General features: G+C 71.1%; 13 protein-coding genes. 4 read left to right on the top strand and 9 right to left on the bottom strand.

All coding sequences use genetic code 11. The annotated features are described in order from the left end of the window. Window positions 1–88: 88 nt before the first annotated feature. The 5 genes from ACFVT1_RS15185 to ACFVT1_RS15165 all read right to left on the bottom strand — a co-directional run bounded on the left by ACFVT1_RS15185 (window position 89) and on the right by ACFVT1_RS15165 (window position 3,813). Window positions 89–484: a cupin domain-containing protein gene (locus ACFVT1_RS15185; RefSeq protein WP_389795308.1), complete on the bottom strand. Its 396-nt coding sequence runs from the start codon at window positions 482–484 to the stop codon at window positions 89–91. Window positions 485–881: 397 nt separating this feature from the next. After that, window positions 882–1,685, bottom strand: a complete 804-nt coding sequence (locus ACFVT1_RS15180) for an SDR family NAD(P)-dependent oxidoreductase (protein ID WP_389795306.1) — start codon at window positions 1,683–1,685, stop codon at window positions 882–884. 51 nt (window positions 1,686–1,736) lie between these two features. Continuing rightward, window positions 1,737–2,519, bottom strand: a complete 783-nt coding sequence (locus ACFVT1_RS15175; protein ID WP_389795304.1) for an SDR family NAD(P)-dependent oxidoreductase — start codon at window positions 2,517–2,519, stop codon at window positions 1,737–1,739. Further along, entirely contained in the window at window positions 2,476–3,225 is a 750-nt protein-coding gene (locus tag ACFVT1_RS15170; protein ID WP_389795302.1) for a GntR family transcriptional regulator, read from the bottom strand. Before ACFVT1_RS15170 ends, ACFVT1_RS15175 begins: the two co-directional genes overlap by 44 nt. Window positions 3,226–3,258: 33 nt before the next feature. Continuing rightward, window positions 3,259–3,813, bottom strand: a complete 555-nt coding sequence (locus ACFVT1_RS15165) for a VOC family protein (RefSeq protein WP_389795300.1) — start codon at window positions 3,811–3,813, stop codon at window positions 3,259–3,261. A gap of 138 nt (window positions 3,814–3,951) precedes the next feature. Between ACFVT1_RS15165 and ACFVT1_RS15160 the strand changes: the two genes are divergently transcribed. From ACFVT1_RS15160 to ACFVT1_RS15145, 4 genes are all read left to right on the top strand, one after another. Next, window positions 3,952–6,150 carry a thiamine pyrophosphate-dependent enzyme gene (locus ACFVT1_RS15160; RefSeq protein ID WP_389795298.1) on the top strand — a complete coding sequence of 733 codons (2,199 nt, stop codon included), beginning with the start codon at window positions 3,952–3,954 and terminating at the stop codon, window positions 6,148–6,150. Window positions 6,151–6,187: 37 nt separating this feature from the next. Then, window positions 6,188–7,531, top strand: coding sequence for a 2-oxo acid dehydrogenase subunit E2 (locus tag ACFVT1_RS15155; protein WP_389795296.1), 1,344 nt, complete (start codon window positions 6,188–6,190; stop codon window positions 7,529–7,531). Window positions 7,532–7,704: 173 nt separating this feature from the next. Next, window positions 7,705–9,042: an MFS transporter gene (locus tag ACFVT1_RS15150; RefSeq protein ID WP_389795294.1), complete on the top strand. Its 1,338-nt coding sequence runs from the start codon at window positions 7,705–7,707 to the stop codon at window positions 9,040–9,042. A gap of 234 nt (window positions 9,043–9,276) precedes the next feature. Then, window positions 9,277–9,948 (top strand): dienelactone hydrolase family protein, encoded by a 672-nt coding sequence (locus ACFVT1_RS15145; RefSeq protein ID WP_389795497.1) that lies wholly within the window; start codon window positions 9,277–9,279, stop codon window positions 9,946–9,948. Between the two features lie 124 nt (window positions 9,949–10,072). On the opposite strand, the gene ACFVT1_RS15140 is transcribed toward ACFVT1_RS15145, so the two are convergent. The 4 genes from ACFVT1_RS15140 to ACFVT1_RS15125 form a co-directional block, all read right to left on the bottom strand. Continuing rightward, entirely contained in the window at window positions 10,073–10,738 is a 666-nt protein-coding gene (locus ACFVT1_RS15140) for a Dps family protein (RefSeq protein WP_389795292.1), read from the bottom strand. A 173-nt stretch (window positions 10,739–10,911) separates the two neighbouring features. Beyond that, entirely contained in the window at window positions 10,912–11,481 is a 570-nt protein-coding gene (locus ACFVT1_RS15135; protein WP_389795291.1) for a type 1 glutamine amidotransferase domain-containing protein, read from the bottom strand. Window positions 11,482–11,636: 155 nt separating this feature from the next. Continuing rightward, window positions 11,637–12,140 (bottom strand): hypothetical protein, encoded by a 504-nt coding sequence (locus tag ACFVT1_RS15130; protein ID WP_389795289.1) that lies wholly within the window; start codon window positions 12,138–12,140, stop codon window positions 11,637–11,639. Between the two features lie 65 nt (window positions 12,141–12,205). Next, window positions 12,206–12,754, bottom strand: a complete 549-nt coding sequence (locus ACFVT1_RS15125) for a hypothetical protein (protein ID WP_389795287.1) — start codon at window positions 12,752–12,754, stop codon at window positions 12,206–12,208. Window positions 12,755–12,784 lie beyond the last annotated feature (30 nt).

Here is a 12,784-nt window from a genome sequence, read left to right as displayed (position 1 = left end):
CGCCGCCGACGGCGCGCGCCCGGAACGCCGTGAGGAGCGGGCGGGGCCGGCGGTGGCCCGGCAGCGGGTCTGCCGGGCCGCCTTCCGGTCAGCGGGTGTCGGTGCGCTTTTCGAGGCGGGTGCCGTGGCGAAGGGTGATCGACATCAGGTCGCTGGGGGCGTCCAGTTCAAGGCGGTGCCAACGGCCGCGAGGAACGACCACGGCGGTGCCTGCCTGCAGCTGAACCATCTCCTCGGTGCCGCCGGGCCCGGTGGGGCGGAAGTAGAGGCGGATGCCACCGGTCAGGCAGCACACCGCCTCCTCGGCCTCCGGGTGCATCTCCCAGTGGTCGGCGTGGACGTCGGCGTCGGTCTCCACGTGGAAGGTCGCGATCTGCCAGGCGCCGGAGTCACTGTTCGTCATCTGCCGTTCGGCGGCTCGGACACCGCCGTCGGGGTGGAAATGCAACGCCGAGGCGAACATGTCGATGGGGGTTGCCGTCATGACGGTATTCCTTCCGGTCGGTTCTCCGCGGGGCGGCGGGGTGCGGGACAGGTGTGGTGGCCCGTCGGCGGGGCACCATCCCGCTCCGCACTCCGGGCGCGCACGCCCTGCGGTCCCTCGGTGGACGGGGTGGTGAGCATCGCCCGCGCGGCCGCCGACCGGGCCGGGGTGACGGCCAGCCGGGCGACGGCCGCCGTCGTCGACACCGCTCCGGGGCGCCCCATGTTTTTATACACGTAAGGAAAATAGCGTCGGCGGGTCGCCGCTGTCGACACCCGAGGGATGGCCAGGGCATGCCGCACCGGATCCGCGGAGGTTTTCCGCGCACATCGCGACCGCGGCACGGAGGAGGCGGCGCGTGGTATGCCCGGCCGCCGCCAGTGCCGGGCCGGGCATCTCAGCCCGGCATCACCGCATAGCCGTCGGCCGTCCAGCCGCCGTCGCTGACCACGACCTGGCCCGTGATGTTCGCGGACACCCCGGAGGACAGGAAGAGGGCGAGATGCGCGATGTCCTCCGGGCGGCCGAGGCGGCCGCGCGGAGTGCGGCGACGCAGGGCCTCCGTGTCCAGCCGCCCGGCGGCGGAGAGCTGGGCGACCAGGTCGGTCTCGACGTACCCGGGCGCGAGTGCGTTGACGCGGATACCGTACGGGGCCCACTCGACGGCCAGGACTTTGGTGAGGGCGGCGACGGCGGCCTTGGTCGCGCAGTACGCCGCGCGCTCGGGGCCGGCGGTCACCCCGTACATCGACGAGGTGGTGAGGACGACCCCTCCGCCTCCCTCGCGCATGATGTGGGCCGCGGCGCGCGCGCAGACGAAGACCCCGGTGAGGTTGACGTCCAACGCGGTGTTCCAGCGGTCCAGTTCGAGGTCGAGGGAGGGGGCGTTGGCGGACACACCGGCGTTGGCGAGCATGATGGACAGCCCGCCTGTCCGGGCGGTGAAGCCGGCGAGCGCGTCCGTCACCGCGTCCTGGTCGCTCACCGGGGCCGTGGCCGTCGCGATGACCTGGTCCGGCCGGCCCGCCGCCAACGCGGGCCGCACCCGGTCCAGTTCGGCGCCGTCGATGTCGAGCAGCAGCACATGGCATCCGGCGCGCACGAAGGCGTCGGCCGCCGCCAGGCCCAGGCCGCGCGCGGCGCCGGTGACGCACACGGACCTGCCGCGCAGGTCGGGATAGATCGCCGCTTCGGTCTTCATGTTCCGTTCCGTTCCTTCTCCCGCGTTCTCCACCGGTGTTCTCGTGCGCGCTCAGACCATGTGCATGCCGCCGTTGACATGGATGACCTCGCCCTGCACGAAGCTCGCCGCGGGCGAGCACAGGAAGGCGACGACGGAGGCCACCTCCTCCGGCCTGCCCAGGCGGCCCAGGGGAGTGGTGGAGAGCGCGGTGTCGCCACGGGTGGCGACGTAGTCGCGGGTCATGGAGGTCTCGATGATTCCGGGCGAGACCATGTTGATCCGTGCCCTGGAGCCGAGTTCCCACGCGAGGCTGCGCGAGAAGGCGAGCAGCGCGCCCTTGGTCGCCGCGTAGTGCGCGTGCCGGACGCTGCCGCGGTGGCCGGCCATGGAGGTCAGATTGACGATGCTCCCACCCTCGTTGAGGTGGGGCAGGACGGCGCGGGTGAGGTAGAAGACGCCGTTGAGGTTGACCGAGATGACGGCGTCCCACTGCTCGTCGGTCATGTCGGCGACGGCCTGCTCGGGATAGATCCCGGCGGCGGGTACGAGGAAGTCGACCGAGCCGAACGTCTCGACCGCGGCGGCGACGAAGGCGTTGTTGCTCTCCGGCGAGGCCGCGTCCAGGGTGCGGGTGATCACGGTCGTGCCGGTGGGGTCGAGCGTCGCGGCGAACTCCTCCGGCGTTCCGGCGTCCAGGTCGCCGAGCACCAGGTTGGCGCCGGCGGCGTGGAACTGCCGGGCCACCTCGCGGGCGATGCCGCCGCCCGCGCCCGACAGGAGGAGGGTCCGGCCCTCGAAGGGGCGGGCTTCAGCCCGCGGAGCCTGCTGCGTCTGCTGTGTGGTCGGTGTCATGGTCGTCCTCGGTGAACAGTTCGGGGTGTTGGGTCAGTTCCAGCCGCGTCCGGCGGATGTGGCCGGTGAGGAAGCGTTCGGCGTCGACGGTGTCGGCTCGCTTGATCGCTTCGATGATCAGGCGGTGTTCGGCGTGGATCAGCTCCCAGCCGCTGTCGCCCGCGAGCCGGGCGAAGGCGCGCCGGTAGTGCTGTGTGGTGTTCCAGAAGCGGTCGACCATGGCGGTGATCTGGACGACACGGCATCCGGCGTAGGTGAGCAGGTGCAGGCGGCGGTCGAGGGCCAGGAAGCGGTCCACGTCGGTGGTGAGCTCGATCTGCCGCGCGATCGTCTCCAGTTCGGCGACCTGCTCGGCGGACAGGTGCGGAATGCTCTCGCTGAGGGCGAGCGGTTCGAGGCGCTCGCGGATCTTGTAGACGCCCTCGCACTCCGCCATGTCCATTCTGGAGACCCAGGCGCCGCTGTTGGACTTCACGACCGTCAGGCCCTCGGCCGCCAGTATCCGCAGGGCCTCGCGCACCGGCAGTCGGCTGGCGCCGAGCTGCGCGGCGACCTGCTCCTGCATGATCCGTGTGCCGGGGCGCAGTTCACCGCTCAGGATGGCGGCACGCAGATGGTCCGCGACGCGCTGACTGGCGACGGCGGCGCTGGGGCCGGACGCGCCGGGCGAGGACGCGTCGGACTCGGTGGCGGGCTTCCGTGACATGGCTCTCCCTGGTGCGGCGGTACGGCAGCGTGTTCAGACGGAAGGCTGCCACAGCCGTACCGGCGAGTCGGCTTCGTACTGCTTTCCGCCGGGGTAGGAGACCAGCTCCAACTGCATCCCCCAGGGCGTGAGGAAGTAGACCCACCGCTGCCCCTCGCTCGGGCCCGAGCTGGCCGTGGGCTCGCCCAGGATCCGTACGCCGTGCCGCCGCAGATGTGCGAGGGCGGCATCGAGGTCGGTGACGTAGAAGGCGAGATGGTGACCGCCGACATCGCTGTTGCGCGGCGGCCGCTTCTCCTGTCCGGGGGCCTCGTACTCGAAGATCTCGAAGTTCGGGCCGCCGGCGCAGCGGAAGAATCGCAGCTCGCGCATGACGGCGCGCGGGTGGACGCCGAGGTGGTCGCTCATCCAGGTGCCGTCGGAGCGGAACGGGCCGAGCGAGTAGACCTGCTCGCAGCCGATCACCTCGACGAAGAACCGGGTCGCCTCTTCGAGGTCGGGAACGGTGAAGCCGACGTGTTCGACACCGGCCAGACCGGGAAGCCCGAACCCCGGGTCATTTGTGGAATGGATCCATCTATCCGCCATGTCTCTCACAGTGCGCCGCCGGAAGGGCCGTAGTCAATGGGGACTCGCGAAATCTGAACGTAACGTTCCGGTAACGAGGTATTGGCTATGGATCCATTCACTGCGACAGTGCTCACCGAATCACACAGGAGAGTGCTCATGCCCACACACCGGAAACTGGCCCCCGCCTCACCCTGGACCGAGGTGACGGCGACCAAGAAGGACTGGCAGGGCGCGGACCCGCGGCTGCTGACCTCGATGTTCACCCAGACCCTGCTGATCAGGACCTTCGAGGAGTCCGTCCTCGACCTCGCGGGCCAGGGACTGGTCCACGGACCGGCGCACTCCAGCATCGGCCAGGAAGGCGGCGCCGTCGGTTCCGTACTCCCGTTGACCGGCGCCGACTTCGTCGGCGGCTCGCACCGGGGACACCACCAGTTCCTGGCGAAGGCGCTGGGATATGTCGCGCCCGGCGGCATCGACCTGCGCCGGCCCGTCGACGGCGGGGTACGCACCGTCCTGCTGCGCAGCCTGGCCGAGATCTGCGGCCTGGCCAGGGGTTTCTGCCAGGGGCGGGGCGGATCCATGCACCTCCGGTGGCGCGACGCCGGAGCCATGGGCACCAACGCGATCGTCGGCGGCGGCGTGCCCCAGGCCGCCGGGTTCGCCTGGTCGGCGCGGCAGGCCGGCACCGACGCCGTCTCGGTCAGCTACTTCGGGGACGGTGCGGTCAACATCGGCTCCGTGCTGGAGACGATGAACCTCGCTGCGGCCTGGAAGCTGCCGGTCTGCTTCTTCATCGAGAACAACAGGTACGCCGTCTCCACCCACGTGGACGAGGCGACGGCCGAGCCCAGGCTCTCGGCGCGAGGCCTGGGCTTCAACATCCCCAGCTGGCGCGTGGACGGCATGGACCCGCTCGCCGTGTACCTGGCCATGAGCGAGGCCGTGGACCACATGCGCGCCGGTCAGGGCCCCACGATCGTCGAGGCCGAGGTCTACCGCTACTTCCACCAGAACGGCCCGTTCCCGGGCAGCGCCTTCGGCTACCGCACCAAGGACGAGGAGAAGGAGTGGCGGGCCCGCGACCCGCTGGCCCTCGTCTCCCGGCAGCTCGTCGAGAACGGCATCCTGAGCGCCGACGAGATCGAGGAGTGCACCGCGCGCGCCAAGGCGGTCATGGCCGCCATCAGCGACGAACTGCTGGAACCGGACCCCGAGGGCAAGCCGGGCACCCGCCGCATCAAGCCCGCCGAATGGCCCGACCCGTCCTTCCGCGACGTCGGCGTACGGGGCGACCTCAGCGAGTTCGACGGCGTACGCCTCGCCGACACCGGCACCGGGCCGGACGCCTTCCAAGGGCGCCTGGAACAGCGGAAGTTCATCGACGTCGTGGCCGAGGTGATGAGCCGCCGCATGGCCGAGGACGCGTCGGTCGTCGTCATGGGCGAGGACGTGCACCGCCTCAAGGGCGGCACCAACGGCGCGACCAAGGGCCTGGCCGAAGCCCACCCGGACCGGGTCCTGGGCACGCCCATCAGCGAGAACGCGTTCGCCGGGCTCGCCGGCGGCATCGCGCTCGACGGCCGGTACAAGCCGGTGGTGGAGTTCATGTACGCCGACTTCATGTGGGTCGCGGCCGACCAGATCTTCAACCAGATCGGCAAGGCCCGGCACATGTTCGGCGGTGACGGACAGGGTTCCGGCGTCCCCCTCGTCCTGCGCAGCAAGGTCGCCATGGGCACCGGGTACGGCTCACAGCACTCCATGGACCCGGCCGGAATCCTCGCCACGGCCCCCGGCTGGCGGATCGTCGCACCGTCCACGCCCTTCGACTACGTGGGCCTGATGAACACCGCGCTGACCTGCAAGGACCCGGTCGTCGTGCTGGAGCACACCGACCTGTACAACTCGGTCGGTCCCGGCCCGGCCGACGACTTCGACTACTGCCTGCCCGTGGGCAGAGCGGCCGTGCGCCGTACCGGATCGCGGATCACGATCGTGACGTACCTCGCGATGACCGGCTACGTCCTGGACGCCGTCGAGCAACTGGGCCTGGACGCCGAGGTCGTCGACCTGCGCTGGCTGGACCGCGCCAGTCTCGACTGGGACACCCTCGGCGAGAGCATCCAGAAGACCAACAACGTACTCATCGCCGAGCAGGGCCCCATCGGCACCTCCTACGGCGGGTGGCTGTCCGACGAGATCCAGCGCCGCTACTTCGACTGGCTCGACCAGCCGGTCCAGCGCGTCCAGGCCGGGGAATCCTCGCCCAGCATCAGCAAGGTGCTGGAACGGGCGGCCATCGCACGCACCGAAGAGGTCGTGGCCGCGCTCCAGCGGGTCACCGAGAACTGACCCTCCCCGTACGACCGAACACCCAGGAGGGTTGATCATGGCAGAACTGTTCCGAATGCCCGCCGTGGCCGCGGACGCGGCAGCGGCGGTGCTGTCCGCCTGGCAAGTGGCGGAAGGCGCGCCGTTCGCGAAGGACGACGCACTGGTCTCCATCGAGACGGACAAGGCGGAGGTGGACGTCGCCGCCGAGCGGGACGGCGTGCTGCTCAAGACGCTCTACGAGGCCGGCGCGGAGGTCGAGGTCGGCGACCCGATCGCGGTGCTCGGCGCCGTCGGCGAGCAGACCGAAGACCTCGGCGCACTGCTGGCGGAGCTGGGCGTCAGCGTCACCGCGCCCGGCGAGGCCCGGCAGGCGGTGCGCCGGGACGTGCCGGAGGAGCCGGTCACGGAGCGCCCGGCGTCCGTGGCGTCCCCGGAATCCCCGGCGACCCCGGCTCCCGTGCGCGCCCCGTCCTCCGCCGCCCCGTCCTCCGGCGGCCCGGATCGCGGCGGCCGCGTCTTCAGCAGCCCGTTGGCCCGCAGGCTGGCCCGTGAAGCGGACCTGGACATCGAGGTCCTCACCGGCACCGGGCCGGGCGGCCGCGTCGTCAGGCGGGACGTCGAGGCCGCGGTCGCGGGCCGTCGGACACAGGCGGCGGCGCCGGCCCCGGTCCCCCGGGAGGCCGCCCCCGCGCCGCAGACGTCCGCCCGCGACGACACCGGCGACCACGAGGACATCCCGCACAGCCGGATGCGCCGGGCCATTGCCAGGCGCCTGACCGAGAGCAAGCAGCACACCCCGCACTTCTACCTGCGGGCGACCTGCGCCGTGGACGAGCTGCTCGCCCTGCGCCGGCGGATCAACGCCGTCAGCCCCGTCAAGGTCTCGGTCAACGATCTGCTGATCAAGGCCGTCGCGACGGCACACACGCAGGTGCCGGAGATGAACGCGGTATGGCGGCCGGACGCCGTCCGCAGGTTCGGCACGGTCGACATCTCGGTCGCCGTCGCCACCGACACGGGCCTGGTGACCCCGGTGCTGCGCGGTGCCGAGAACCTGTCGGTGTCGGCGATCGCCACCCGGACCCGCGCGTTCGCGGAGCAGGCGCGCTCCGGGGCGCTCCGGCCCGGGGACCTCGAAGGCGGCTCGATCACCGTGTCGAACCTCGGCATGTACGGGGTCGAGGAATTCGCCGCCATCATCAACCCGCCGCAGGCCGCGATTCTGGCCGTCGGCGCAGCACACGACGAGGCGGTGGTCCGCGACGGTGCGGTCACCGTGGCCAAGGTGCTGGGCGTGGTCCTGTCCGTGGACCACCGTCCGGTGGACGGAGCCGTCGCGGCACGCTGGCTCGCGGCCTTCACCGAGGCCGTGGAGAACCCGGTCCGGCTCGTCGTCTGAACCCACCCCGGCGGCCGGGCGGCCCGCGGCGTCACCACCGCAGGCCGCCCGGCCCCGTCCCCCTGGGGCCTCTCGTTTGGATCACGCCGGGCTCGATCCGGCCTGATCCAAACGAAGGACCCTGGGCCGCAGTCCGCGCCCGGCGGCTGCCAGAGCACTCCAAGAGGACACCGATGTCTTTGATCCGCGGTTCCCGCACCCCCGGTGCGGCCACACCGAACGAAACCCCGCGCGATGCGCTCGGCGAGCTGGACCAGCGCAATCTGCGGCGGCTGATGCCGCTGCTGCTGGCCGCCTACATCATGTCGTTCCTGGACCGGACCAACATCGGCCTGGCCAAGGAACGCCTGGAGGTCGACCTCGGCATCTCCGCCGCGGCCTACGGGCTGGGCGCGGGGCTGTTCTTCCTCACCTACGCGATCTCCGAGGTGCCCAGCAACCTGATCATGCACCGCGTGGGCGCCCGCTGGTGGATCACCCGGATCATGCTGACCTGGGGCGTCATCTCCGCCTGCATGGCCTTCGTACAGGGTGAGAAGTCCTTCTACGCCATGCGGTTGCTGCTCGGCGCCGCCGAGGCCGGGCTGCTGCCGGGGATCCTGCTCTACTTCACCTACTGGTTCCGCTCCGAGATCCGCGGCAGGGCCATCGGACTGCTCCTGCTCGGCGCCTCCATCGCCAGCGTCGTCGGAAACCCGCTCGGCGGACTGCTCATGGAGATGGACGGGTTCGGCGGCTGGCACGGCTGGCAGTGGATGTTCCTCATCGAGGGGATTCCCTGCCTCTTCCTGGCGTTCGCCATCTTCCGGTTCCTGCCCGACGGCCCGGCCAGGGCGCCGTGGCTGACGGCGCAGGAGGCCCAGCTGGTCCAGGACGCGGTCACCCGCGAGCAGACCGAGGGCGCCGAGGCGGCCGGCAACGGCTCCGGATCCGGTTTCCTGCTGACGGTGCTGCGTGACAAGCAGATGCTGCTGGCCATCTTCGCCAACTGGACGCACCAGGTCGCCCTGTACTCCGTCGTCTACTTCCTGCCCGGCATCATCGGCGGCTGGGGCGACCTCTCGCCGTTCACCATCGGCCTGCTGACCGGACTGCCCTGGCTCACCGCGGCCATCGGTGCCGTACTGGTGCCGCCCCGCGCGACCACACCCCGGCGTTCCCGCAACTTCGTGGTGGTCGGTCTGCTGATGATGTTCACCGGCCTCGTCGTCGCCGCCGTCGCCGGCCCTGTCATCGCCCTGCTCGGCTTCTGCTTCACCGGCCTGGCGTTCTTCGTCGTCCAGCCTCTGCTGTTCAACTTCCCCGCCACCCGGCTCGCGGGCAAGACCCTCGCGGGCGGCCTGGCCCTGCTCAACACCATCGGCATCACCGGCGGCTTCGTCGGCCCCTACATCATGGGCTACGCCGAGGACGCCACCGGCAACCACCTGTCCGGCCTGTGGGTGTCCGTCGTCCTGCTGGCCCTCGGTGCGCTGGCCGCAACACGGCTGCGCTTCTCCCCCAAGGGCTGAGGCTCGCCGGGGCACCGGCCGCGGCGGTCCCGGACACGCCGAGGGGCCCTGTGCCCGCCGCGTCGGCCGCCGACCGCTCGGAGGAGCGCCGGCGGAGTCCGGGCCAGGCATGATGGAACGAGCCGGACGCAAGCAGGACGGAGCGAGGGCGCGGCTCAGCCGTTCAGCCGCCGCGCCGACCCGGCGAAGTCCGACCGCCCTGCGGCGCATTCCGGGAAGGAGGCGATCACGGTGGTGAACCCCGAAGAGGTTTCCATACCTGTCGACGGATCGGCGATCGTCGGCGACCTGGTGATTCCCGCGCAGGCCGCGGGGGTGGTGCTCTTCGCCCACGGCAGTGGCAGCTCGCGCCACAGCCCGCGCAACAGAGCCGTCGCCGCGACCCTGCGGCAGGCAGGGCTGGGCACGCTGCTGCTGGATCTGCTCACCGAGCCGGAGGAGCGGGTGGACGCGGTGACGGGGCAGCACCGTTTCGACATCGGACTGCTCGGCCGACGTCTGGTGTCCGCGGTCGACTGGCTCGGCGATCGGCCCGCCACCGCGGAGCTGCCCCTCGGGCTCTTCGGCGCGAGCACCGGAGCCGCTGCGGCGCTGGTGGCGGCAGCGGAGCGGCCCGACCGGGTCCGGTCCGTCGTGTCCCGCGGCGGCCGTCCCGACCTGGCCGGTGAGGTGTTGGGCCGGGTTCGGTCCCCGGTGCTGCTGATCGTGGGCGGTGCCGACCGGGAGGTACTGCGGTTGAACCAGGAGGCGGCCGAGCACCTGCGGGTGGCGCACAGGCTCCACGTGGTCCCCGGTGCCACGCACCTGTTCGCGGAACCCGGTGCCCTGGAAGCCGTCGCCGACGCAGCGAGCCAGTGGTTCCTCCGTCCGGGACACGGGGAGGAGCGGCATCGAAATCCACCGTGACGCGTGTGTGCTCGGCGCGCGTCCGCCCTGGCGGGTGACCGGCGTACGAACTCTGCGTCGGACCGACGGGCCGCAGGCTCACACGCGCCGGTGGACGCGTGTGAGCGGGAAACGCGCGCGAACGTCAACGCGCGCGCTTGCCCGACGCCGTCTTCTTGGCTGCCCGCTTCGTGCCCGTGGCCTTCGTGCCCGTGACCTTCGTACCCGCGGCCTTCTTGCCCGCCGCCTTGGGGGGCGGCGCCGCCTCGGCGGTCTCCTTCCCTGCGCGCGCACCGGCCCGGGACAAGGTGCCGGAGCTGTCCTCCAGATGCGCGCGGACGAACCACTGGAACTGCTCCAGCGCGCGCAGGTGCTCGATGAGCAGGTCCTCGGTGACGGGATCGACCGAGGCGGCCTTCGCGGCGGCTTTCCGGTGGTCCTCGATGACACCGGAGTAGACGAGGTCGAGCGCACCGAGATGCACCAGGGCACCCGCCCGGCCGAGGCCGTAGTCGTCCCAGGTGCGCTCGGAGACGAGGACTCCGGGGGTGCCGTGCGGCTCGCCCCCGAGCGTGGAGATGCGCTCGGCGGTGCTGTCGGCCATGCCGCGCACCGCGGCTGCCTGCGGGTCGAGCATTTCGTGCACCGCGATGAAGTGGGGACCGACCACATTCCAATGGATGTGCTTGAGGGTCAGGGAGAGATCGTTGAGTGCGTGCAGACGCAACTTCAACAAGTCGATTACCTGTCCGCCCTGTCTGGCGCCGAGGCCCGGGACGGTATAACGCGGAGTGGTGTCGCTGGGGGACATGAGGCTCCTGTGCCTGAGAGAGGGGCTACCCGCTTTCATGTGCACCACGCTGCGGGCCCTTTCACGCCCGACCGCGGGGACAGCACCTGAGTGGACCGCTGCGAGGGCCCGGTCGGCCTACCGGCGCCGCCCAGAGGGCACGCGGCGGCGCCGGACCGGCGGACCCGCCGCGCTCACTGAGTGCTCACGGCGAGTGCCGCATCCACTTCACGGAGGAAATCCTCCAGATCACCCGGGTTGCGCGAGGTGATGAGGGTCCAGTCCCGGGTGTCGTCCGTGACGACCGGCTCGTCGGCCCATTCGCCACCGGCATTGCGGATGTCGGTCCGCAGCGAGGGGTAGGAGGTCAGCTTCTTCCCGTCCACGACACCGGCTTCGACCAAGGCCCACGGTCCGTGGCAGATGGCCGCCACGGGCCGGCCGGTCGAGGTGAAGGAGCGAACGATGCCGGTGGCGGAGTCCTGCCCACGCAGAGTGTCGGCGTTCAAGGTGCCGCCCGGGACGAGCAGGAGGTCGTAACCGGCCGGGTCCACGTCGGCCAGAGTGAGTTCGGGCCGGATCGTCTTCCCGGGGGCCTTGTCGCCCACCAGCGTCTGGACGTCGTCCGTCGACACGGCGGCCACGTCCACTTCGGCACCCCAGCCGCGCAGGTGTTCCAGGGGCACCAGGAGCTCGTCCTGCTCGACGCCGTAATTCGTGACGATGGCCAGTACCTTGCGCTTGCTCACGTCGTCGTCAGACATTCCCGGGTCCTTTCGAGAGAGCCTCGGCATTCCCCGAACGCGGGCGCCGGTCTTCTGCCCGGGGGCGGATGACGTCCGGCCGTCCACGGGCCGGGCCCCGGTGCCGCGGCCTCGCGCAGGTCCCGCAGGCCCGCGCCCGCCACCGGGCGAGCCGCTCAGGTTTTCAGCAGCCGGTTGAAGAACGAACGGTAGCGTTGCAGCGCGACGCGCAGTTCCTCGGTCGCCACTTCTTCGCCCCGCTGCCACTGGCCTTCGAGCCCCTGCTTGTGGTCGGAGAAGGTCCGTGCGAGTGCCTGCATCACCTCCGCGACCAGGGTGTCCGCCGCGCCGACCGCCTTCCGGGGATCGTCGACGAACGCGCCCTGGATCCGCTGCCACCTCCTGCGGAACTCTTCCTGCTCGCCGCCGAGAAGAGGCTCGTCGCCGTCCTCGCCTCCAACGACGTCCGGCCCGGCGCCGGTCCGTGCCGCGCGTTCCGCCTCGTCCGCACCGCCCGGCCCCGCACCCCGGCCGGCCGGGGTGGCGGCTTCCCCCGGGAAGGTCGGTGGAGCCTCGGCGGGGCGTTCACGGGCTGCCCCCGAGGCGCCCGCACCGGTCAGATCGTCAGTGGACAGGCTGCTCGCCTCGGACCTCTGCGGGTCCCGGTGTCCCATGGCCATCTCTCTGCCTCCGTCCGATCCTCCGACCGATCCTCCGTCAGGAGGTGCGTTCGTGCTCCCTTGCGTTACTCCTGCGGCCGCCCGCCGTCGTGAAGCAGTTCGTCGAACAGAGTCCGGTAGTGGACCATCGCGCCCCGCAGCTCTTCTGTGGTCGCCCGATGGCGGCTGCTGCGGTCACTGACCTCATGGGCGGTGCGGTAGTTCTCCAGCGTGCGGCCGTGCTCGACGGACAGATCGCTGGCCTGCTGCTCGAACCCCTTGGTCGGATAGCCGCGGTCGCCCATGAGTGCCGTCACGAGCCGGTCGGCTTCGTGGACCGCGTCGTCGGGGTGGTCCACGAACCGTTCCTGCGCCCGGTTCCAGCCTTCGGTGTACCTTTCCCGGTCCGCCGCCGCAAGCGGTTTGATCTCCAGCGCGTCATGGCGCTGTTCCCGTTCACGCAGCTCTCGTTCCGCGGCGGGGCGGCTCTGCTTCTCTTCCACCGCACGCTCGTACTCCGGGCCGAACTGCTTCTTCAGGTGGCGTCTGCGCGTGAGCCTCCACGCCACGAGTGCGCACACCACCAACACGACCACCACCACGACGATGATCGCCACGAGGGTCCCGGTCGACATGTCTCCTCCGCTCGCCGATTGCCGAGAAAC

The organism is Streptomyces sp. NPDC057963 (genome assembly GCF_042887155.1).
Classification (GTDB): Bacteria; Actinomycetota; Actinomycetes; order Streptomycetales; family Streptomycetaceae; genus Streptomyces.
Note: the sequence above shows the minus strand (reverse complement) of the source record. Positions and strands in the feature narration are given on the sequence as shown.